Source organism: Marinobacter salinisoli (assembly GCF_017301335.1).
Taxonomy (GTDB): domain Bacteria; phylum Pseudomonadota; class Gammaproteobacteria; order Pseudomonadales; family Oleiphilaceae; genus Marinobacter; species Marinobacter salinisoli.
Genome location: NZ_CP071247.1, coordinates 2,814,051 through 2,836,772 on the forward strand (window position 1 = coordinate 2,814,051; position 22,722 = coordinate 2,836,772).

A 22,722-nucleotide genomic window follows, 5' to 3' on the forward strand; every position below is an offset into this window, starting at 1 on the left:
GTCTGTGCGATGCCTCGATCATTTGCTTTTCGGCACCCACTTGCCGTCGCGATAATGAGCCGTCCAGCCGGTGGCCTTGCCATCCTTTTCGGACATCACATACTGCTCTTTCATCTTCCGACTGTAACGAATCACCGTTGGATTACCCTCAGGATCCGCTGCAGGCGCCTCGAAAAGGAAGGCGTACTTCGGATCAACTTCGTTCTTGTGCGGCAGAATTTCCTTTACCAGTGGCGGACGGGTTTCCCGGTTCTTGGGAAACTTGCTCGCCGCCAGGAATAGGCCGGAAGCACCATCCCTGAGCACATAGGTATCGTCAACCTTCTGACACTGCAGTTCGGGCATTGGCACCGGGTCCATCTTAGGCGGTGCGGGCTCGCCATTTTTGAGCAGTTTGCGCGTATTCTTGCAATCGTCGTTGGTGCAACCGAAGTATTTACCAAAGCGCCCCGTCTTGAGCTGCATCTCGGACCCACACTTATCACACTCAAGCGTGGGGCCGTCGTAGCCTTTGATCCGGAACGTACCCTTCTCCACCTCGTAACCGGAGCAGTCCGGGTTATTACCGCAAATATGTAACTTGCGGCCCTCGTCCACCAGATAGCTATCCATGGCGGTTCCGCATTTCGGGCACCGACGCTTCATGCGCAGCAGGCGAGTTTCACCCTCGCCCTCTACATCGTCGTCGGCTCCGACCACCTCGTCGCCCGACACCAGGTTGATGGTGGTCTTGCAGCGTTCTTTTGGCGGTAACGCATACCCGGAACATCCCAGGAACACACCGGTGCTGGCGACGCGAATCTGCATGTTGCGGCCGCAGCTTGGACACGGAATATCCGTTTCGGTGGGGGTGTTGGCCCGCATACTGCCTTCATCCGAGCTTTCCGCGGTTTCCAGCTGGGAACGGAATTTGCCGTAGAAGTCGTTCAGGACTTTCTTCCAGTCCACATCGCCCTCAGCAATCTCATCCAGCTCGTCTTCCATGCGTGCCGTGAAGTCGTAATCCATGAGGTTCGGGAAGGATTCCGACAAGCGCTCGTTGACGATCTCGCCCATCTTTTCAGCATAGAAGCGCCGACTCTCTAGCCGGACATAACCGCGGTCCTGAATGGTCGAGATAATAGACGCATAGGTCGACGGCCGACCAATACCCTGCTTCTCCAGCTCCTTGACCAGGCTCGCTTCCGTATAGCGTGGCGCGGGTTTGGTGAAATGCTGGCTCGGGTCCAGCTTTTCGAGGCCAAGAACCTCATCCACCCGAATGTCCGGAAGCGCGACGTCTTCTTCTTTCTTGGCCTGCGGAGCAGCCTTCAGGAAACCATCAAACTTGATGATCCGGCCGCGGGTACGGAGTTCGTATTCGCCGTTAGCCACCATGATGGATGTACTGAGAAACTCAGCATCGGCCATCTGGCAGGCAACGAACTGTCGCCAGATCAGCTCGTAGAGCTTCTCAGCGTCCTTTTCAAGACCACTGATATCGGAGGAGCGCCGGCTGACATCGGTCGGACGAATAGCTTCGTGAGCTTCCTGAGCTCCTTCTTTGCTGCCATAGACCCGGGGCTTTTCCGGCAGATAACGGTCACCGAACTGATCTTTGATATATTCCCGGCAGCCTGCCACCGCATCCTGACTCAGATTGGTCGAATCAGTACGCATGTAAGTGATGAAACCCGCTTCGTAAAGCCGTTGTGCCAGCATCATCGTCTTCTTGACGCTGAAGCCCATACGGTTACTGGCGGCCTGCTGCAACGTCGAGGTGATAAACGGTGCCGATGGACGGGAGCGCGTCGGCTTGTCTTCTCGCTTGGCAACCCTGAACGCCCCAGCCTTGAGCCGCTCCAGATGTTCTTTGCTCTCGGCTTCGTTGACCGGTCGGTAGGTTTTATCGGCGTACTTGGTGACTTCAAAGCGGACCGGCCGGTTTCCTTGCCCGGGCGCCAAGTCAGCATGCATCTGCCAGAATTCTTCCGGGACGAATTTCCGGATCTCTTTTTCGCGCTCTACAATCAAGCGTACCGCCACCGACTGTACCCGGCCGGCAGACAGGCCTCGGGCTATTTTTGCCCAGAGTAGCGGCGAAACCATGTAACCAACCACCCGGTCGAGGAATCGACGGGCCTGCTGCGCATTCACCCGGTTCACATCAACGGTTCCGGGATCCTTGAAGGCTTCCTTGATTGCGCGCTTGGTAATTTCGTTGAACACCACCCGCCGGTACTTGTCAGGTTCACCACCGATCGTTTGTTGCAGGTGCCACGCGATGGCTTCCCCCTCGCGGTCCAAATCCGTCGCGAGGTAGACGTGCTCGGCGGATTTGGCCAGACGCTTGAGCTCACTGACGACTTTTTCCTTGCCGGGAAGAATCTCGTAACGCGCCGACCAATCCTGATCAGGGTCCACACCCATGCGGGCCACCAGCTGCTCTCGGGCCTTACGCTTTTTATGGGCCGCTTTTTCTTCGGGGCTCATTTTTCGGGTCAGCGCAGCTTGCCGGGCTCGTTCCTTGGGGTCTGTCTGGGAACCACCGCCACTGACAGGAAGATCCCGAATATGGCCCACACTCGACTTAACAATGAAATCTGAGCCCAGGTACTTGTTGATGGTCTTCGCTTTCGCTGGTGACTCGACAATTACGAGACTTTTACCCATAGCAGAGATATGTATCCTTGGCGAAAAAACAGTCAGAAAATCAGCAGACCGTAAACTCGTTGAAAAATCAATCGGCTAGAAAACAAACAGCTTGCCAACTCATATAGGCTCACTGTTTTACAGGGTCAAGAATAGCAAGACAACCCATTCTTTCACTTACGATCGGCTTTTTTTCGGGATTCCTAAATAAAGAAGGCCCGGCATAAAGCCGGGCCTTGCTGTGACGCATCACAGATACCATCGAGAAATTTAGACCAATTCCCAAACGGTGGCGATGCCCTGCCCAAGGCCGATACACATGGTGGAAACACCAAGCTTACCGCCCTTGTCACGCATGACGTTCAGCAGGGTTGTGGAGATACGTGCACCAGAACAGCCCAGCGGATGGCCCAAGGCAATCGCGCCGCCGTTCAGATTCACTTTCTCTTCCATAACGTCCAGCAGTTTCAGGTCTTTCAGGACCGGCAGAGACTGACCAGCAAACGCTTCGTTCAGTTCCCAGAAGTCGATATCTTCGACTTTCAGGCCTGCACGCTTGAGCGCTTTCTTGGTCGCCGGAACCGGGCCGTAGCCCATGATCGCGGGATCACAGCCAGCTACTGCCATGGAGCGGATCTTGGCGATCGGCTTCAGACCGAGAGCTTCAGCGCGCTCCGCAGACATCAGCAGCATCGCGGCAGCGCCGTCAGTCAGCTGTGAGGACGTGCCGGCAGTCACCGTACCGTTCTTCGGATCAAACGCCGGACGCAGCTGGCCCAAGGACTCAGCGGTTGTCTCGGGACGAATGGTCTCGTCCTGCTCAATCAGAGTCTTGAAGCCGTTCTCGTCATGACCCTCGATAGGTACGATTTCGTTCTTGAAGCGGCCTTCGACGGTTGCTTCGTGGGCCTTGCGGTGAGACCGCGCGCCGAACTCGTCCTGCTGCTGACGGGTGATGCCATGCATTTTCGCCAGCATTTCTGCGGTCAGGCCCATCATGTTGGACGCTTTGGCAGAGTATTTGGACGCAGCCGGGTTGTGGTCGAAGCCTTCAGTCATCGGTACGTGGCCCATGTGCTCTACACCACCAACCATGAACACATCACCGTTACCGGTCATGATGGCCTGGGCGGCAGTGTGGATAGCAGTCATGGCGGAACCACACAGACGGTTGACGGTCTGTGCTGCAGACTCATGAGGGATCTTGGTCAGCAGGGAAATCTGCCGCGCCACGTTGAAGCCCTGCTCTTTGGTCTGGTTTACACAGCCCCAGATGACGTCTTCTACTTCTTTCGGGTTGAGCTCAGGGTTGCGCTCGAACAGTGCATCGATAAGAGCGGCGGACAGAGTCTCTGCACGCACATTACGGAAGCAACCATTCTTGGCACGACCCATCGGAGTCCGCACGCAATCGACGACGACAACGTCTCTCGGATTAAGGCTCATAGATCTTTCTCCGTTCGGAAATCTCGTTCAGGGTTAGCCAAAAAACTTTTTGCCAGTCTTGGCCATTTCACGCAGCTTCTCGGTCGGGTGGTACAGAGGACCCAGATCTGCATACTTGTCTGCCAGCTCGACGAACTTGTCGACACCCATGTCGTCGATGTAACGCAGGGCGCCACCACGGAACGGAGGGAATCCGATGCCGTAGATCAGACCCATATCCGCATCGGCAGGATCTTCAACAATGCCGTCTTCCAGGCAGCGTACGGTTTCCAGACACAGAGGAATCATCATACGAGCGATGATGTCTTCTTCCTCGAAGTCCTTCTTACCCTGAACCACAGGCTCAATCAGCTTGTAGGTTTCTTCGTCGACAACCTTCTTCGGCTTGCCGCGCTTGTCGGTTTCGTACTTGTAGAAACCAACGTTGTTCTTCTGACCGTAACGCTTGTTCTCGAACATCACGTCGATCGCGGACTTGTTCTCGTCCTTCATGCGGTCCGGGAAGCCTTCAGCCATTACTTCGTTGGCGTGCTTGGCGGTATCCATGCCCACTACGTCGAGCAGGTACGCCGGGCCCATCGGCCAGCCAAACTTCTCCATCACCTTATCGATCTTCTGGAAGTCCGCACCGTCACGAACCAGGCCGGCAAAGCCGCCGAAGTACGGGAACAGAACGCGGTTAACCAGGAAGCCCGGGCAGTCGTTAACCACGATCGGAGTCTTGCCCATCGCCTTGGCATAAGCCACGGTCGTGGCAATCGCACGATCGGAAGTCTTCTCGCCACGAATAACCTCAACCAGCGGCATCATGTGTACCGGGTTGAAGAAATGCATACCGCAGAAGTTTTCCGGGCGCTTCAGGTTCTTCGCCAGCAGATTGATGGAAATCGTGGAGGTGTTGGAAGTCAGGATGGCGTCTTCACGCACCGCATCTTCGGTTTCACGCAGAACCGCGTCTTTCACCTTCGGGTTCTCAACAACCGCTTCAACAACCAGATCTACGTTTTTGAAATCACCGTAGTTCAAAGTCGGCGTGATGCTGTTAAGCACGTCCGCCATCTTGTTGGCGTCCATCTTACCCTTGGACACGCGCTTGGCCAGCAGCTTCTTGGCCTCATCCAGACCCAGCTTGATGCCGTCCTGGTTGATGTCCTTCATGATGATCGGGGTGCCCTTCAGTGCAGACTGATAAGCCACACCGCCGCCCATGATACCGGCACCGAGTACGGCAGCCAGATCAACCTTGGCAGCTTCTTTCTCCCACGCAGACGCCTTCTTTTTCAGCGCCTGATCGTTCAGGAACAGGCCTACCAGGCAAGCCGCAACATTGGTCTTGGCCATCTTGGCGAAGCCTTTGGCTTCAACTTCGATTGCCTTGTCGCGGGTCATGCTGGCGTGCTTCTGCATCACCTTGATGGCTTCAACAGGAGCCGGGTAGTTCTTGCCAGCCTTGCCACCAACAAACGCCTTGGAGATCTCGAACGCCATCATGCTTTCCATGGCATTCAGTTTGATCTTGCCCTTCTTCTCTTCACGACGAGCTTGATTGTCGAGCTTGCCTTCGTTGCACTGATTGATAATCGCGATAGCCGCGTCAACCAGCTTGTCGGACTCAACCACGGCATCAACCGCACCGACCTTCAGGGCGGCGTCAGCACGGTTCTCAGTGCCGCCACAAATCCACTCAACCGCGTTATCAACGCCGACCAGGCGAGACAGGCGCACGGTACCGCCGAAGCCCGGGAAGATACCCAGTTTAACTTCTGGCAGACCAACCTTGGCCTTTTTGTCCATGACCCGGTAGTCGGTCGCCAGGCACATTTCAAAGCCGCCACCCAGCGCGATGCCGTTGATGGCAGTCACGGTTGGGAATGGCAGGTCTTCAACCGCGTTGAAAACCTCGTTAGCTCGCAGGTTGTTTGCGACCAGGTCCTCTTCGGAACCGGCAAACAAATCCGTAAATTCAGTAATGTCAGCACCAACAATAAAGCTATCCTTGGAGCTGGTTACAACCAGACCCTTCAGATTCTTTTGTGCTTTCAGTGCGTCAGTCGCGGCGCCGAGCTCTTCAATAGTGAGACGGTTGAACTTGTTCACTGACTCGCCCTGCAAGTCAAAGTTCAACTGAGCGATCCCGCCTTCGATCTCTTTAACCGTGATGGCTTTACCTTCGTAAATCATCAACTGATCTCCAGTCTGTGTTTGGAACTGCTTCCAGCTTCCCTGACTGCGGTTCCAGGTCGCAACCAAGGGGTGTCTGTGCAGCGAAACTACCGTCACTGCCTGATTATCCGACTCAAAATTCATACAGTCGTTTGAATCGTGACGGCACACGATGAAAAAAATTCGGGCATTTGTCAATTTGTTTCTTCAGCGGAATTGGGAATTCGAGGATGTACTCATGCGCCTCAATCGCTGATTGATTCAATTCGACGCACTCCCCGGACAGGCCCGCACAAGCCGTACTCGAACACGTCTGACAGGCCCGCGCCCGATAAAGTCCGCACAATCCGGGTTCATTTTATACTTGTTGACTATTGAAGGACTCCGGGCGGGCAAAACCGCTTGATTGGCCGCCAAAGTTACTTTAAGTTCAAGCAATGAGCTGTGATTCACAATAATAAAACCGTATTACGGAGACATATCCGATGAAAGACTCTCGCCTCCAGGTCCGCTCCCTGGTTGTTGCGCTTATCCTGCTCGCCCTCACCTCGATGAGTGTCCGTGCCCAGGAAGCGTCCGGCAACTTCCTCTCCAATCTTCACGATTTCCGCATCAACAACTATATGGCGATGGACGCCTACTACCGATTCAGCGCCAGCGCTGACAACGAGACGCTCAATGAAATTGTCGCCGGCATCAATGCAGCCAATGACGCCATGAACTCAGTTATCGAAAGCACCAGCGGCATCCTGTCGAAAGAGCAGATCGAGTCTTTGAATCAGGAGTTCGACAGCTTTAAAGATCTCATGCGCAGTAACGTGAACGATGTGCGAAAGACCGGCTACCCGGACCTTCGACTGGTGTCAGATATGGCCAACCAGGCGTTAACGATGAACGAGATCGCCACCGAATTGTACGCCATTGCGCAGGAAAGCACACAGACGGAAACCAATCCGCGTGTCGAGGCGGCCCGTTCCGCGTCTGTGATGATGGCCCAAATGATGGCCAAGTACTCGGCTCGCTCCAACTCGTCTGTCTATCAACTGTTTCAGGGCGCGGAAACAGAAAAGCCTCTGGATGAGCAGGCCCGCGAATTTGATCAGTTGCTGTCCGCTGTCAGCCGCGGAAACACCGAAGGTGACGTGAAAAGCACCATTGAGACCGTATCGTCCAAGTGGGAGTTTATTCGCGGTTCCTACATCAATTTCAACGAGCGCAACGTCAGCTTCATTATCGATCGTTACTCAAAAGGCATCATCGAAGGCCTTACCACAACGATTGATCTGCTCCAGAAAAACGCCTGATCGCCTTCACGCCTGGCGGGTCTAATTGCCCGTCAGGCTTCGCATTTTCCCCTTCCTTTATTGATCCGCATCAGTTTCCCGCTACACTTGCAGGATTAGACTGGTTCACGACCCTGAGCCTATCCACGTACACGAAGGAGTGATGCGATGACCACCTACAAAAACATTCTGGTAGCCATCGATCTGACAGAAGAAGCCCCGCAGGTTCTTGAGAAAGCCAAGTCGCTCGCCCAGACCCACGGCGCACAACTGACCCTGATTCATGTCGTTGAGCCTGTGGGCTACGCCTACGGCGGCGACATCCCCATGGACCTCACCGAACTGCAGGACCAGCTTGATAAGGCTGCTCACGAACAGCTAGCGGCGTACGGGGACCAATACGGCATCAGCAAGGACCAGCAAATCGTGACGGTTGGCCGGCCCGAATCCGAAATTCACCGACTGGCGAAGGAAATGAATGGCGATCTGGTCATCGTTGGCAGCCACGGGCGAAAAGGCTTTCAACTGTTGCTGGGCTCCACAGCGAACGGTGTCCTGCACGGAAGCGAGTGCGATGTACTCGCCGTAAGGATCCAGCAGGACTGACAAAAAAGCCGGAGCACCCTCAGAGGCTCCGGCTTTTTTCGTGGCGCTCGCGCTGATCGTTATGCAGGCTCCCCTTCCAGCTTGCCTTCCAGCTTTCTCAACTGAGTTTCGAGTGAAAAACTCACACTCGACGCCATGGAGAAAAAGTTCAGCAGAGCCTTCAGGTTGCTGTCGCCCTTACACACCGAATGAATTCGCTGCCAAAGTGCCTGATTTACCAACTGCAACCGCTGATTGCGCTCAACCAGCCCCCGCAGTTCCCAATCAGGTTCCCGATGATTGCGCTTGGCGAAATATTGCTGCAGGAGGTAGTGAGAAACACTGCGCGCGATAAACTCATCCGAGCTCGCGAACGGCAGGTGATGAATCGCCATCGGCTTCAACTCACCCAGGACAGGGCAACCACTGGTGGCCATTTTCAATCCCAGAAGGGAGCGAAGGGCTTCCTCCAGGGCAGTATGTTTGGAATAACTGCGACGGTCGTCGGTTACCCGGACCTCAACCTTCTCGTATGCGCTGTCGGACTGAAAGGCCTCAACCACGGGCTGGATCTGGGTGGCTGCAGGACAATACGCCGCATCTCCCGGTTTCAGCGGGCAATTGGAACACTGGCAATGTTCCAGCTTCGCCCAGGAAGGCTGCTTACCCGCCGGCACCTCGGGCTGGTCCGACACCTTGAACTCGACCGTTCGCCCATCCTGAAACTCAAAGCTGTACGCTACATTCATTGATTTTTCTGCTCCTCGAGCTCCACCCACCGTTCAATCACTGTTTCCAGCTGAGACTGCTTTTCAGTCAGATCATCCAGAGTAGCCGACACCTGATCGGGCGGCCCTGAATAGAAATCAGACTTGGCGATTGTACGCTCCAATGTCGCGATTTCCTGTTCCAATGCCTCAATTTTGGCGGGCAATTGCTCAAGCTCTAGTTTCAGTTTGTAACTAAGTTTTCCAGACGTCGCTTTTGTGCGCTTCGCCTCAGACTCAGCCTTGACCTCAGACTTCTGAACTGGGCCACCAGCACCCTTCCGAGAATCCTGGCGGTCTGGTCGATTGCCGGTCCGCTCGGAGGGAAACACCCCACCCTGATGACGCCAGTCACTGTATCCACCCACAAACGACCGAACGCTACCGGAACCATCCAGAAACAGCGTTTCGGTGACCACATTGTCCAGGAATTCACGATCGTGACTGATGACGATGACGGTTCCTTTAAACTCCGCCAACTGCTCTTCCAGCAATTCGAGCGTCTCCACATCCAGATCATTGGTGGGCTCATCCAGAACCAGAACGTTGGCCGGTTTGCTAAACAGTTTCGCGAGCAGCAACCGCGCACGCTCTCCGCCGGAGAACACGCTCACCGGGGACCGTGCCCTTTCTGGCGTAAAGAGAAACTCCTGCAAATAGCCAAGGACGTGCTTGCTGCGGCCATTGATGTCAATAAACTCGCGCCCTTCTGAGAGGTTATCGAGGGCGTTGCGGGTCAGATCCAGCTCTCCCCGAAGCTGATCAAAGTAAGCCACTTCCAGGTTGGTACCCAATCGGACGTTACCTTCGGTCGGTTCGAGCCCACCAAGCATCAAGCGAACCAACGTAGTTTTACCGGTACCATTTTCACCCACCAGGCCAATTTTATCGCCGCGTCGCACGGTGAGATCCAGATGACGAATAATCTCGCTGCCTGGAGACCAACCAAATCCAGCGTCGCGGGTTTCGACCACCAGATTGCCGGACCGGGCCGCATCCTCAACCGCAAAACTTGCGTTGCCAGTGCGCTCCCGGCGCTGACGACGTTCGTCACGCATGGCCCGCAGCGCCCGAACTCGCCCCATGTTCCGCGTGCGACGGGCTTTAATACCCTGCCGAATCCAGGCCTCTTCCTGCTTCAGCCGTTTATCAAACAGCGCGTTCTGGCGCTCTTCCTCCTCCAGCGCCTTCGCTTTCAGCTCCAGATACCGATCATAAGTCTCGGCAAAGCTGATCAACTGCCCCCGATCCAGTTCAACAACGCGGGTGGCCATGCGACGAATAAATGCACGATCGTGGCTTACGAACAGAATGGCACCCCGGAATTGACTCAGCGCGTCTTCCAGCCAGGCAATCGCGGGAACATCCAGATGGTTGGTAGGCTCATCTAACAAAAGAATATCCGGCTCTGATACCAGCGCCCGGGCCAGAAGCACTCTTCGCTGCCATCCTCCTGAGAGGGTGTTGAGCGTCCGGTCGGGTTCGATGCCGTACTGCGCCAGAATCGTTGTAACCCGCTGATCAAGCCGCCAGCCATCAAGCGCTTCCAGGCGCTCCTGAACCTTCATCAAACGATCAAGGCTGGCCTCGTCAGCCTGCTGGGACAGCCGATGGAACTCGGCCAGCAGTTCACCGGTTTCCGGGAAAGCGCCAGCAACAACGTCATAGGCTGTTCGCGTGTCTTCCGACGGCAAATTTTGCGGCAGAACCGCCAGCGCAGCGCCGTCGTCCAGGCGAACCTGGCCACCGTCCGGCACCACATCACCACTGACGATCTTCAGCAGGGTCGATTTCCCCTCACCATTGCGACCAAGCAAACAGACCCGCTCACCCGCTTCCATCGTGAGGTTTGCACCGTCCAGGAGCGGGTGCATCCCGTATGCCAGCGAAATCGATTCCAGCGTTAACAAGGGCACAGGCGCCTCTCTCCTTAATTAGTTACCGAGACTGCATCACCGACACGAACCAATCCGTGAGACAGATGTATCGCATTCATGCCGAATATCACCCCGTCCGCTTTACGGCGATACCCGGCCAGGGTTTTCAATGGCTGACCATCAGCCGCCTTTACCCCTGCGTCCGGATCAACGGTGGTCATTACGCAACGACTGCAGGGTTTGACCAAACGAAACTCTGTTGTGCCAATAGATACCCTCCGCCAATTATCCTCGGCCCAGGGTTCGGCACCGCTGACGACCACATTGGGGCGGAACTGACGAATCTCTGCCGGGGCACCCAGACGATCATTCAACTCGTCGAGAGATGCCTGATTGGCAATCAGAAGCGGGTATCCGTCCGCAAAGCCAACTCGGCGATGCTCTGACACGTAGTCAGGATCGATCTGACGAAATGACTCAGCGGGCATAAACACGAAGCGAAGAGAACGGTTGCAGAATTTACTCACAGCGTTGTTAGCTGGCTCGCCACCCATCACTGCACTGACGCTGTCGCCCCACACCTCAACGGCCACTGACTCGCCCATTGCTTCCAGCCTGAACGCACCCTGGTGAGGGATATCGACAACGACCTCTCGCCCTTCCAGCGCGGTTGTTATACGAGCCAGTTCCGGGTGATCCCGCTGAGAAACGAAACATCCGGCGTCATCAACAAGCATCCACCGTCGATCGCCTCTCGGGCCGAACTCGTCAAGCTCAAACGCCTCAACCTCGATTCCGGCAAGGGATTTAACGGGATAGATCCAGAGGGCTTGCACATTCATGGGACACGCTTCCGATCCGGAGAAATTTTACGAGGCTGATTATATCCGACCCCTGAGACCTGCATCGGTTTATTCGGCACAAAAACGAAAAAACCCGGCCTCCTGAGAAGCCGGGTTTCTTAAGATCTGGAGCGGGAAACGAGATTCGAACTCGCGACCCCAACCTTGGCAAGGTTGTGCTCTACCAACTGAGCTATTCCCGCAATTCGTGTCGGTTGATGCCGACAACGGAAGCGTATTCTACGGATCACGGAGCGGTCGTCAACCACTTTTCCAGAAGTTTTTTTAACTCTTTTTCCAGGCCAGAAAATTTGATGAAAAACCGATCAGTCCGGCCATAAATCGAACAGCTTTCAACCGGGATTTTCGCCAACCCCAGACAACTCCGCAACCGTGCCCGCCTTGCAGTTCAAAAACGAGGAACGCTCAACCCAGTGCTGATCCGGATAGTATTTGAACACCAACTGCCCCCCCTTCAGGCTATCAACCACTCGGCGAACCACCTGGTTGTCGACAGCCGGACAACCATGGCTGCGCCCAATTCGCCCATATTCAGCGACCCAGGCATCACTGACGTAGTCGGCCCCGTGGATGACAATAGCGCGCTGGCGGGCAAGATGATTGAAGCCCGGCTCCAAGCCGTCCAATCGGAGGGAATAGCCGTGCTTACCGTAATAGGATTCACTGCCCCGGAACAGCCCTACACTGGATTGATGACTGCCCTCCACATTCGAGAATGAGTCAGACCGAAAGAAACCCGAATTCTTTCCGTGTGCCACCAAATCCCGAAGAATCAGTTCACCGGTGGCCAAGTCAAAGATCCACAACCGCTCTTCACTGGAAGGCAGTGAAAAATCGATGACAGCGAGGCGCTCCGGAACGGCCACGCCGTTAATCACAGCGCATTGGGACGCAGTCACCGCCTGCCGCAGTACCGCCTGATCAAGCCTGGGAGCTGATTGAGCCAAGTGCTCAACCAACACCTCATCGAAAGAAAAGCCATGGGAGGGGAAGGAAAAAGAAATACCAGTCACTGCCAAAGCAGAAAAACAAACCAACCGTAATGCCAATCGCATTCAGAATCCCCGAGCATTTGAGGCCGGTCCGATTGGGCGCCGGCAAAGCGTTGACGCGGATTCTATCAATCGGGGAACACAGAGAGGCCCGGCTGTACATCTTTCCTACAAAACGCAAAATAACGAAAGCGTTCCATGCTATTGGTAACCAACCCCAAGGACGAGGTCGACCATACGCTTGACACTTCGTTGCAGCGATGAAGCATCGCTGCCATGCAGGCCCAGCAACTGGTCATACCCCATACCAAAAGCGAGATCGACCACCAGTGCCGCATCCTGGTGGGGCTGGGGCGAATCAAGCCGCTGGAATATGCCTGTGAGACCGACAATCCACAGCTGCCGGTGTCGGCGGGCCAGTTCAGCGAGCCGGGGCTCCCTCAGTGCTTCAATCAGAAAGACCTGTTCGACCAGAATGTGGTCTCGACCCTCGACGAGATGACTCTCAAGAAAGGCATTGGCGATGACGGCCAGGCGCCTGGCAAGCAAATTCCGCCGCGGACTGTTCCGAACAAGATCTTCCGGAGGCTGGTGATCAAGGACCAGGTTGAGCGTGTCGCAAAACGACTGTATATCCTGACTGGCTCTCTCGGCGAACAGCAGGAAGGCATCGCTGATCAGCTCATTAATATCGCGAAAATAATAGGTCGTCGCGGCGAGGGGAACACCCGCTTCGCGGGCAACGGAGCGATGCTTTACGCCCCGTATTCCCTCTCGCGCCGCAAGCCTGAGCGTAGCCTCGAGGATGGCTTTTCGGCGGGCGGCGCTTTTTGCTCTGGCGACTTTTCGTCCCTGGTACGCCGGGAAGGTTTTAGCGAGCTCCCTCTGAGGCTTGATGCTGACGCTCGAGGCTGGTTCCATTTGTCCCATGCTGGCGCTCCTTCCCTGTTGACCATATGCCGACCAACAGTATGAAGAATGGAGCGCACGGAAACCTTGACGAAATCGTCAAAACGGGTGGGCTCGGTGCCGATTCAGCAGCCTTACTGGCCAAAGCGCCGCCCGGACTTCAGATACTCCAACTCTTCGGGGGTGGACGTGCGACCCAAGATGCGATTGCGATGAGGGAAGCGGCCAAAACGGCCCACGATATCCCGATGGTCGCGGGCCGACTGGGCGAAACTCTGCATAAACGTCTGAAGCATTCCCGATGTTGACGCCGCTAGTTGCTCATAGCACTCCACCGAAACTTGCTGATCTTGCTCTCGCTCGGAGTGCTGAAGCGGCATGTAGATAAAAGCACGCTGAACCGGTGGCAGCTGCATATCGAGCCCCTCCCGCATCGCCCGATAACACAACTTTTTCGCCTGGGCATCCTGCGCGAAAGCCAGAGCCGAGCCACGAAAGACATTCCGGGAAAACTGGTCGAGCAAGAGGATCTCTGCGAGTACGCCGCCAGCCTTGTCCCTCCAGTGGTCCAGCCCCTGCTCGGACGCGAACAGAATCATCGACATAAATCGCCGCCGAAGCTCCTGGTCAAACTTTCGATCAGAGCGGAACCAGCGGTTGCGATGGAAGTGGTCCGGCAAACCATTTTCGTCTAACTCACCAAACCAGAAATCCAGAATCTCTTTCCAATCGAACATTCACATCCACCCTGCTATGTTAGATCTCGATTCGCTCACCATGGTCGCGATCAATGGCAGTTACGACACGCACGGTAAATATGATTAACCGGGAGGTTCAATGAGCAACCGCATTATTCTGTTGGCACACGGGAGTAGTGACAGGCACTGGTGCGAGACCTTCGAAAAACTCGCGACACCAACGCTGGAGGCTGTCGACGGCTCGCGGATCGCTTACATGGAGCTCGCGTCCCCCTCACTGGAAGACGTCATAGCCGAAGGAGCCAACGCCGGGTGTACATCATTCACCATCGTTCCGCTGTTTCTCGCTGCCGGCCGTCATCTCCGTAAAGACGTTCCCGTGATGGTCAAGACATTAGAAGCGGCCCATAATGTGTCCATACAGCTCGCGCCTCCGATCGGAGAAAGTCCCCAGCTGGGCCACGCTATCCGCGATGCCGTTGTCACGGAGCTGCAGGCTGATACACAGTAAGATACTGTAAAAGGACCAGCAACCTCCCACACGGATTGTCATCTGGAGGATTGAACCATGCCTCAGCGCATACTCTTGACGGGCGGTACCGGCTTCATCGGCCAGGAACTCTGCCCAGTGCTTATTAACCGAGGCTACGAGCTCACGGTACTCAGCCGCCAGCCAGCCAGCACGGTCATGTCACTGTGCGGCCCAGTCGAAACGACTCGAGATCTGTCGCAGTTGCGATCCCACCCTGGCTTTGACGCCATTATCAATCTCGCCGGAGAAGGCATTGCTGACCAGCGCTGGAGCAATGCCAGGAAGAAGGCACTGAGGGATAGCCGCATAGGACTGACCCAAACACTGGTCGAGGTGGTCCGCAGCTGGGAAGCACCTCCCCAGGTTCTGGTTTCCGGCTCGGCAGTCGGCTACTACGGCGACCAGGGAGACATGGACGTAACAGAGACCACTGCGCCCCACGACGAATTCACCCACCAGCTGTGCCGGGACTGGGAGAACGCTGCGCTCGCGCTGACGGCCGACAATGTGCGGGTTTGCCTGTCACGAACAGGCATCGTAGCTGGCCCCGATGGCGGATTTCTGAAGCGGATGAGTCTTCCCTTCAAGCTTGGGCTGGGCGGCAGACTCGGCAGCGGACAGCAGTACATGCCCTGGATACACCGCACTGACGTGGTTGGCGCTCTGACCTGGATGCTCGAGAACGCCGACGCCAATGGCCCCTACAATGTGGTGAGTCCGAATCCCGTCTCTAACAGCGAATTTACCCGGTGCCTTGGGGACGTTCTTCATCGACCCACCCTATTGCCGGCGCCGGAGACCGCACTCAAAGTGGCGCTGGGTGATATGTCCCGGCTGCTGCTCACCGGGCAAAAGGCACGCCCAGAAAAACTCCTGCAAGAGGGATTCACTTTCCAGTTTCCGGACCTGCGCACAGCACTTGAAGATATTTTTCAGAAAGGGCATTGAAATGGCCAGGCACAATGCTTCAAAGATGTGCAGGCTGGGCATCTTGACACTCTTTATGGCCAATTTGGCCAGTGGCGCCCAGTCTGACGAAGCGAATGCCCTCCAGAGTTACGAGTCTTGCAGCCTCATAACCAGTGAATACCTGACTATCCTTCAGCTGGCCGACCGGGGTTTGGATATGGAAACCCTCAAGGCGTCCCTGCCTGACTTGACCGATCCGGGCGCTCGCCGCCTCGAAGCCTTGCTGAGCTTTGCCGACAGCGAGGGCATCGTCGAAGCCCATTCCACGGTTCACTCGCAGTATGCTCAGTGCGCAAAGGGCGTGTTCGACAGACGGGGCGTGCCTGAACCAGGTACTCGTGAAAATTACTTTCACCAGTGTGCCGGGGAAAGCAAATTGCGTTATGAGTTCAGCCTTGCAGCGACCCTGAACACCGACGTGAGCGACGTCGTAGCGCAGGTACCACCCCAGCACCATGCCACGGCGGCGAGAATCTTTGAAATTCATCATAACCAGGGCACCTCAGCCCTGTTTGACGTTCTGGCATCCGAGCTTAAGCAGTGCCTGAAACAGGCCGGACAATTTTTCTGAAAAAAGCGTTGACACACCAAATGGGCTTCACTAATATACGCGCCACCTCGACGAGGCAAGGTTAAAGAAACGTTGCGTCCCCTTCGTCTAGTGGCCTAGGACTCCGCCCTTTCACGGCGGCAACAGGGGTTCGAACCCCCTAGGGGACGCCATTTTTTTCTCCTGCTCTTGCTCGCAGACTATCCCGCTTTTGCTTACTGAAAGCCTTCCAGTCAGACCTAGAGTTTATGCCCGGCATGATCTGACTTGGCACTGGCCCCCGGCCCATGTTGCTTCTGGTCTTTAGCCACAAACACAGCAACACCGCCAAAGAAACCAACCACCAGCAAAACCACAACCAACCCGGCAATTACAACCGCGTCCATATACATAAGTCACCTCCACAGGCACATTGATATCCGATAGGTCTAACCTACGCCCGCTTGCCCTGCGAGTTATTGACCCATATCAAACCCGCCTTCCCTGCCCACGGAAAAATCCTGACCACCGGTACATTTCTTTCCAGATATCCAATATTTGCGGGACATAGGCAAAACACTACTGCTATATTCGGTCCATCGGATCATAACTATTCCCGACATTGACTGGACTTCAGAAGTAACAGGCATGCCAACACTGTCGAACCGACTCCAACGATTCCGCCAGAGCTCGCCACTTTCATTCCGACTCCTCGCATGGATACTGCTGTTCAGCTCTGTCTTTTCGCTCGTTGCCTCTGCCATACAGATCTATTCCGACTATCGGGAAGACCTCCATCAGATTGAGTATCACCTGGAAGTAGTGGAATCGGGCTACGGGTCGAGTTTGTCGAAAAGCCTCTGGTCCCTGGACGGCGCCCTGCTCAGAACCCAGATGGAGGGTATTCTGAGCCTGCCAGACATCGTGCAATTGCGACTCCGCCAGCCCGACTCCGAGGTGGTCATGGGGGAACTCTCCCAAGGCGCCAAAACGCGGTCCCACCGTTTCGAGCTCACTCATGAAAGCGACCGCTCTATCAAGCTCGGAGAACTGACGGTAACCGCCGATCTAACCCGGCTTTACGATGATCTTGAGCGCAAGGTCTGGGTCATTCTGGCGACCCAATTCCTGAAGACGTTCTTTGTCTCCATACTCGTTATCTGGATTTTCAGATACCTGGTGACCCGTCATCTTTCCCATATGGCGAATTACACCCAGAATTTTTCTCTCAGTAACCTGTCTCGGCCGCTTGAACTTGATCGGCCCAATACCTCCGCCAACCAGCGGGATGAGCTCGGCCAGGTCACCGACGCGATCAATCAGATGCGCGAGCGGTTGAACGAAGATCTGCAGCGCCAGGAACGAGACGCTGCGGAAATACGCAAGTTCTCGAAGGTCATCGAACAAAGCCCTTCGTCGGTACTGATTTGCGACCGTCAGTGGCGTATTGAGTTCGCCAACCACAAGTTCACCCAGTTAACCGGTTACGCGCCCGAGACAATTGTCGGCAAACATCCCGGCAACCTGGACCCAAGCGCGTTTAACAGTCGTGAAAATCAGCAGCTTTGGCAATCCATTCGGCTCCAGGTTCAGCGCGTCGGGGTATGGCAAGGCGAAGTGAACAGCGCACGGAAAAATGGCGAACGCTTCTGGGAACAGCTGATCGTCACCCCCATCAAGGACAACGCCGGCGATACATCCGGGTACCTGATCCTTGGTGAAGATATCAGTATCCGCAAGCGGTACGAGCAACAATTGCTGCGGCAGGCCAATTACGACGTTCTTACGGGGCTGCCCAACCGGATGCTCGCACTGGATCGCCTGAAACTGGCACTGGCCCAGGCGCACCGGGAAGCGTCGATGGTCGGTGTAATGTTCCTTGATCTCGACAACTTCAAACACATCAATGACACCCTGGGGCATGACGCTGGCGACAACCTCCTGGTGGAAGCGGCCCGGCGTATTTCCAGCTGCCTGCGCGGCACCAGCACAGTGGCCCGCTTGGGCGGCGACGAGTTCCTGGTCATTCTGCCGGGATTGCCGGAAAAGGAGTCGGCGGACCAGGTTGCTGAACGTATCCTTCAGACGTTTATACCGCCCTACGTGTTGAGCGGGCAGGAGGTGTTTGTCACCACCAGTATCGGGATCGCTACCTTTCCAGAGGATTCAAATAACAGCGGCACCCTGCTCCAGCACGCAGATGCCGCCATGTACCAGGCCAAGAGCAAAGGCAAGAGCGCCTATGCCCATTTCACACCCGAGATGACCGAGGTTTCCCAGGACCGCCTGCAGATGGAATCTCGCTTGCGTCGCGCCCTGGAGCTGAAAGAGCTGGAGTTGAATTTCCAGCCCATCGTTCATACCGATTCGGGCAACTTGTGCGCCGTGGAAGCGCTGTTACGCTGGCGCAATCCGGCCATGGGCCTTGTGATGCCGGACCGGTTTATCCCGTTGGCGGAAGATACCGGGTTGATCATCCCCATCGGAGAGTGGGTACTTGAGCAAGCCTGCCAGGCTGCCGTTCGCTGGAAAGCAGTCACCGGGCGGGACATTGGCATATCGGTCAATGTATCGCCACGGCAGTTCCGTGATCCCGGCTTCCCCGACGCTGTAATGCGCACGCTTGCAGACTGTGGCCTGGCTCCGGCACTGCTTGAACTTGAGGTCACCGAACGACTCATTCTGGATAACTCCATCGAGACCGCCGAAATCCTGCGCCGCCTGGATCGGGCTGGCGTCCGACTGTCCGTAGATGACTTTGGCACCGGCTATTCCGCGCTGAGCTACCTGAAGAGTTATCCCTTCGACACACTCAAGATCGACAAATCCTTCGTTCAGGATGTGATGAAGGAGCCTGAAGACGCTTCGCTGGTCAAAGCCATTATCAATATGGCTCATAGCCTCGGCCTGCGCGTGATAGCGGAGGGCGTTGAAGAGGAAGCCCAGACCCACTTCCTCAAGCAGGAGGGCTGTGATTTTTCGCAGGGTTACTTCTACAGCCGCCCTCTTCCCCACCAGAAATTCGAGGAATGGCTCGAATCTAACGAGCGCGTTCAGGCCTGATACTCAGGAAACAAACAGTTATGGAACCAACCACTCTCGTCGTGAATTGCGGCAGCTCATCCCTCAAGCTTGCCCTGTTCGATCGCAAGGACCAGAAGCTTGCCACGGTTCTTGTTGAACGCCTGAATACGCCGCATGCGGTTGCCCGCATTCAGGGCCTGGAAACCCAGATCACCATCCCCGCCGAGGGCGGCTACGAGGCTGCCCTGCAAGCTGTGCTCGCAGCCCTGAAAGAAGAGGGTCTGATGACATCCGACCCAACCGCGGTCGGCCATCGGGTCGTGCACGGTGGCGAAACCTTTCGGGAAGCGGTTCTGGTCGATGATGACGTGCTTGAAAGTATTCAGGCGTGCTCGGGGCTGGCGCCGCTGCACAACCCTGTTAACCTCGCCGGCATTGAGGCCATGCGCAAGCTCTACCCGACGGTGCCCCAGATTGCGGTTTTCGATACCGCATTTCACCAGACACTCCCGCCCAGAGCCTATCGGTATGCCTTGCCCGACCACTATTACCGCCAGTGGGCCGTGCGACGGTATGGCTTTCATGGCACCAGTCATTACTACATGACGAGGGAAGCCGCCCGCCGGCTTGATCGCACCCCAGCCACCACCTCCCTGATTTCCGCTCACCTGGGCAACGGCTGCAGCATTACTGCCATTCGGGATGGCAACAGTGTCGACACCAGCATGGGGCTGACGCCACTGGAAGGTCTGGTAATGGGCACCCGTAGTGGTGATGTCGACCCCGGGCTATTCGATTACCTGAGTACCAAAGGCATCACCGCCAACCAACTGAGCAAGGTGCTCAATCAGGAAAGCGGTTTGCTGGGGCTGTCCGGCCAGACCAACGACATGCGCACGCTGTGTGACCTGGCGGATCATGGCCACGAACCCTCCCGTCTCGCCGTTGACGTTTTCTGTTTCAGGCTGGCCAAGTACATTGGCGCCATGATGGCATCGCTGAGCCAGCTTGATGCCCTGGTGTTTACCGGCGGCATTGGCGAAAACAGCAGCCGGATCCGCCAGCAGACCTGTAGCCACCTCGGCCTCCTCGGGTTTGATCTGGATGCTGAACTGAACCACGCCCACGGCGGATTCAGCGACGGCATTATCAGCAACCCCGATTCCCGGTTTCCAGTGATAGTAATCCCCACCAACGAAGAACTGGTCATCGCCAATGAAGCCACACGCCTGGCGGGAAGCCCTATGGCTCGCGACGGCGCCCAATAACAAGGATTCGTGTTATGGCAAAAAGTCTCTTTATTGCCCCCACCTCTATGCACTCCGGCCTGACCTCGGTGTGCCTTGGCCTTCATCGTGCGCTGGAACGTGTGGGGGTCAGTGTCGGCTTTTACAAGCCTTTCCAGCAAGCTGTCCACCATGGTGAATCCGTTCACAACGAAGGCAAGGACGCATCGGTGGAATTTGTCCGGCAACACAGCAGGGTCGAGACACCGGAACCGGTCAGCCTGAAAAAAGCGCAGCAACTGCTCAACAGGGGCAAGTCCGACTACCTGATGGAACTGATTGTCGGTGAATACCAGAAAGTGGCCGAACAGGTGGATGTGGTGGTTATTGAAGGCCTGGTGCCGGACCGGAGCGAGGCCTATATTGCCCGCCTCAACGTTGAGGTAGCCCGCAACCTCGGCTCTGAAGTGATCCTGGTTGCAGCGCCGGAAGACGCTGAGCCGGCCGCACTGGATGAGGAACTCGATTTTTCCGCACGCCTCTACGCCGACCCATCAGACCCGGATGTGATTGCGGTTATCCTCAACAAGGTGGGCCAGCCCGTAAACTCCAGACTGTCGCTGAAAGGCGCTCCGGAGAAGCCGCCGGAAGACAATGATTACCAAAGCGCCTGCAAGGTGTTCAGCGAAAATCGCTTCAGACTGCTGGCGCAGATTCCGTGGCAGCCGGAACTGCTGGCACCGCGAGTCTCGGACATTGCCCGGGAGCTGGACATTCATGTGCTCAACGACGGCCAGATGCACACGCGCAGAATCCAGAAAGTGGCGGTGGTTGCCCAGAGCCTGCGCAATGTGGTCGATACTCTGACCGCGGGCACCCTGCTGGTCACGCCCGGGGATCGGGAAGACATCATTGTGGCCACTGCCGTGGCCGCCCTCAACGGCGTTCCGCTGGCTGGCCTGATGCTCACCGGTGGACTGATGCCCCACGACCGGGTCATTGATCTGTGCCGGAGGGCGGTTGAGACTGGCCTTCCCGTGCTCTCGGCCGAGAGTAACACCTATGAAACTGCGCATCGGCTGGCCAACTTGTCAGCCGCTATACCGGTGGATGACAGGGAGCGAATCGAGCTGGCCATGGAAGCTGTCGCCACGCGAATCGACACCGACTGGCTGCAACGGCATCTGAAAGTTGAGCGTCAGCGCCGCCTGTCTCCGCCAGCATTTCGACACCAGCTTTCCGAACGCGCCAGAGCCGCCCAGAAACGGATTGTTCTGCCTGAAGGTAGCGAGCCCAGAACCGTGCAGGCCGCGATTATCTGCCACCAACGCCATCTGGCTCACTGCGTGCTTATCGGCCACCGGGCGGACATTGAGGACGTGGCTCGATCACAGGGGCTTGAGTTACCAGCCGACATCGAGGTTATCGAACCTTCAGAGGTTCGCCACAACTACATCCATGCCATGGTGGAGCTGCGAAAACACAAGGGTCTGGCCCCGGATATGGCCGAAGCGATGCTCGAAGACAACGTAGTTCTTGGCACTATGATGGTGGCGCTGGATGAAGCTGACGGGTTGGTTTCGGGCGCAATCCACACCACTGCAAACACGGTCCGTCCTGCCCTGCAGCTGATCAAGACCCATGAACACGCCAAGGTGGTGTCGTCTGTCTTTTTCATGCTGCTGCCGGAGCAGGTGCTGGTGTACGGCGACTGCGCGATCAATCCAGACCCGAACGCCGAAGAACTCGCTGACATCGCGATTCAGAGCGCCGAATCCGCAGAGGCCTTCGGCATCGAGCCGGTGGTTGCCATGATCAGCTACAGCACCGGCGAATCCGGCAGCGGCCAGGACGTCGACAAGGTTCGTGAGGCCACACGCATTGCCCGCGACCGGCGGCCTGACTTGCTTATTGACGGTCCTTTGCAGTACGACGCTGCGGCCATCGAAAGCGTGGCTAAGAGCAAGGCGCCGGGCAGTCAGGTGGCCGGAAAGGCCACAGTGTTTGTATTTCCGGATCTGAACACGGGCAATACTACCTACAAGGCCGTTCAGCGCAGTGCCAACGTGGTGAGTATTGGCCCGATGCTTCAGGGCCTGAGAAAGCCGGTGAATGATCTGTCTCGGGGAGCGTTGGTTGAAGACATTGTCTTTACTATTGCCCTGACCGCGGTACAGGCCAAGCAGGCAGAAGACGCTAAACGGGGCTAAGCCCCGTCGCGGCTTTCT

The 22,722-nt window shown here is 56.3% G+C and carries 18 protein-coding genes and 2 tRNA genes; 9 read left to right on the forward strand and 11 right to left on the reverse strand.

Features of this window, described 5'->3' with window-relative positions:
* Window positions 1-18 precede the first annotated feature (18 nt).
* The 3 genes from topA to fadB all read right to left on the reverse strand — a co-directional run bounded on the left by topA (window position 19) and on the right by fadB (window position 6,258).
* Complete coding sequence (gene topA / locus LPB19_RS12795) at window positions 19-2,652, reverse strand: type I DNA topoisomerase (protein ID WP_206643288.1); 2,634 nt, start codon at window positions 2,650-2,652, stop codon at window positions 19-21.
* A 249-nt stretch (window positions 2,653-2,901) separates the two neighbouring features.
* Window positions 2,902-4,077 (reverse strand): acetyl-CoA C-acyltransferase FadA, encoded by a 1,176-nt coding sequence (fadA, locus tag LPB19_RS12800; RefSeq protein WP_206643289.1) that lies wholly within the window; start codon window positions 4,075-4,077, stop codon window positions 2,902-2,904.
* Between the two features lie 33 nt (window positions 4,078-4,110).
* Window positions 4,111-6,258 carry a fatty acid oxidation complex subunit alpha FadB gene (gene fadB, locus LPB19_RS12805; RefSeq protein WP_206643290.1) on the reverse strand — a complete coding sequence of 716 codons (2,148 nt, stop codon included), beginning with the start codon at window positions 6,256-6,258 and terminating at the stop codon, window positions 4,111-4,113.
* A gap of 467 nt (window positions 6,259-6,725) precedes the next feature.
* Between fadB and LPB19_RS12810 the strand changes: the two genes are divergently transcribed.
* Both LPB19_RS12810 and LPB19_RS12815 read left to right on the forward strand, forming a co-directional pair.
* Window positions 6,726-7,544: a hypothetical protein gene (locus tag LPB19_RS12810; protein ID WP_206643291.1), complete on the forward strand. Its 819-nt coding sequence runs from the start codon at window positions 6,726-6,728 to the stop codon at window positions 7,542-7,544.
* Between the two features lie 147 nt (window positions 7,545-7,691).
* Window positions 7,692-8,129, forward strand: coding sequence for a universal stress protein (locus LPB19_RS12815; RefSeq protein ID WP_206643292.1), 438 nt, complete (start codon window positions 7,692-7,694; stop codon window positions 8,127-8,129).
* Between the two features lie 59 nt (window positions 8,130-8,188).
* On the opposite strand, the gene LPB19_RS12820 is transcribed toward LPB19_RS12815, so the two are convergent.
* The 7 genes from LPB19_RS12820 to LPB19_RS12850 all read right to left on the reverse strand — a co-directional run bounded on the left by LPB19_RS12820 (window position 8,189) and on the right by LPB19_RS12850 (window position 14,253).
* A complete protein-coding gene (locus LPB19_RS12820; protein ID WP_206643293.1) occupies window positions 8,189-8,857 on the reverse strand; it encodes a DUF6901 family protein in 669 nt (222 codons plus the stop codon).
* Window positions 8,854-10,791: an ATP-binding cassette domain-containing protein gene (locus tag LPB19_RS12825; protein ID WP_206643294.1), complete on the reverse strand. Its 1,938-nt coding sequence runs from the start codon at window positions 10,789-10,791 to the stop codon at window positions 8,854-8,856. Before LPB19_RS12825 ends, LPB19_RS12820 begins: the two co-directional genes overlap by 4 nt.
* 14 nt (window positions 10,792-10,805) lie before the next feature.
* A complete protein-coding gene (locus LPB19_RS12830; protein WP_206643295.1) occupies window positions 10,806-11,594 on the reverse strand; it encodes an MOSC domain-containing protein in 789 nt (262 codons plus the stop codon).
* Between the two features lie 127 nt (window positions 11,595-11,721).
* Window positions 11,722-11,797, reverse strand: a tRNA-Gly gene (locus LPB19_RS12835).
* 150 nt (window positions 11,798-11,947) lie between these two features.
* Entirely contained in the window at window positions 11,948-12,670 is a 723-nt protein-coding gene (locus tag LPB19_RS12840) for a murein L,D-transpeptidase catalytic domain family protein (RefSeq protein ID WP_206643296.1), read from the reverse strand.
* A gap of 138 nt (window positions 12,671-12,808) precedes the next feature.
* A complete protein-coding gene (locus LPB19_RS12845) occupies window positions 12,809-13,537 on the reverse strand; it encodes a TetR/AcrR family transcriptional regulator (RefSeq protein ID WP_206643297.1) in 729 nt (242 codons plus the stop codon).
* A 113-nt stretch (window positions 13,538-13,650) separates the two neighbouring features.
* The gene (locus LPB19_RS12850; RefSeq protein WP_206643298.1) at window positions 13,651-14,253 is read right to left on the reverse strand and encodes a DUF924 family protein; all 603 of its coding nucleotides are present in this window, start codon (window positions 14,251-14,253) and stop codon (window positions 13,651-13,653) included.
* A gap of 100 nt (window positions 14,254-14,353) precedes the next feature.
* Here LPB19_RS12850 and LPB19_RS12855 point away from each other — a divergent pair, with 100 nt between their 5' ends.
* The 4 genes from LPB19_RS12855 to LPB19_RS12870 all read left to right on the forward strand — a co-directional run bounded on the left by LPB19_RS12855 (window position 14,354) and on the right by LPB19_RS12870 (window position 16,438).
* Window positions 14,354-14,725 (forward strand): sirohydrochlorin chelatase, encoded by a 372-nt coding sequence (locus LPB19_RS12855; protein WP_206643299.1) that lies wholly within the window; start codon window positions 14,354-14,356, stop codon window positions 14,723-14,725.
* A 57-nt stretch (window positions 14,726-14,782) separates the two neighbouring features.
* Window positions 14,783-15,694 carry a TIGR01777 family oxidoreductase gene (locus tag LPB19_RS12860; RefSeq protein ID WP_206643300.1) on the forward strand — a complete coding sequence of 304 codons (912 nt, stop codon included), beginning with the start codon at window positions 14,783-14,785 and terminating at the stop codon, window positions 15,692-15,694.
* Window positions 15,695-15,749: 55 nt separating this feature from the next.
* Window positions 15,750-16,286, forward strand: a complete 537-nt coding sequence (locus LPB19_RS12865) for a hypothetical protein (protein ID WP_206643301.1) — start codon at window positions 15,750-15,752, stop codon at window positions 16,284-16,286.
* 76 nt (window positions 16,287-16,362) lie between these two features.
* Window positions 16,363-16,438, forward strand: a tRNA-Glu gene (locus LPB19_RS12870).
* 66 nt (window positions 16,439-16,504) lie between these two features.
* Here LPB19_RS12870 and ccoM read toward each other — a convergent pair.
* Window positions 16,505-16,651 carry a cytochrome c oxidase subunit CcoM gene (gene ccoM / locus LPB19_RS12875; RefSeq protein WP_206645837.1) on the reverse strand — a complete coding sequence of 49 codons (147 nt, stop codon included), beginning with the start codon at window positions 16,649-16,651 and terminating at the stop codon, window positions 16,505-16,507.
* Window positions 16,652-16,892: 241 nt separating this feature from the next.
* On the opposite strand from ccoM, the gene LPB19_RS12880 reads away from it, so the two are divergent.
* The 3 genes from LPB19_RS12880 to pta are packed head-to-tail and all read left to right on the forward strand — an operon-like array spanning window position 16,893 to window position 22,704.
* Window positions 16,893-19,307 carry an EAL domain-containing protein gene (locus LPB19_RS12880; RefSeq protein ID WP_206643302.1) on the forward strand — a complete coding sequence of 805 codons (2,415 nt, stop codon included), beginning with the start codon at window positions 16,893-16,895 and terminating at the stop codon, window positions 19,305-19,307.
* Window positions 19,308-19,327: 20 nt separating this feature from the next.
* Entirely contained in the window at window positions 19,328-20,536 is a 1,209-nt protein-coding gene (locus LPB19_RS12885; protein WP_206643303.1) for an acetate/propionate family kinase, read from the forward strand.
* Between the two features lie 14 nt (window positions 20,537-20,550).
* Entirely contained in the window at window positions 20,551-22,704 is a 2,154-nt protein-coding gene (gene pta, locus LPB19_RS12890) for a phosphate acetyltransferase (RefSeq protein WP_206643304.1), read from the forward strand.
* Window positions 22,705-22,722: the final 18 nt, after the last annotated feature.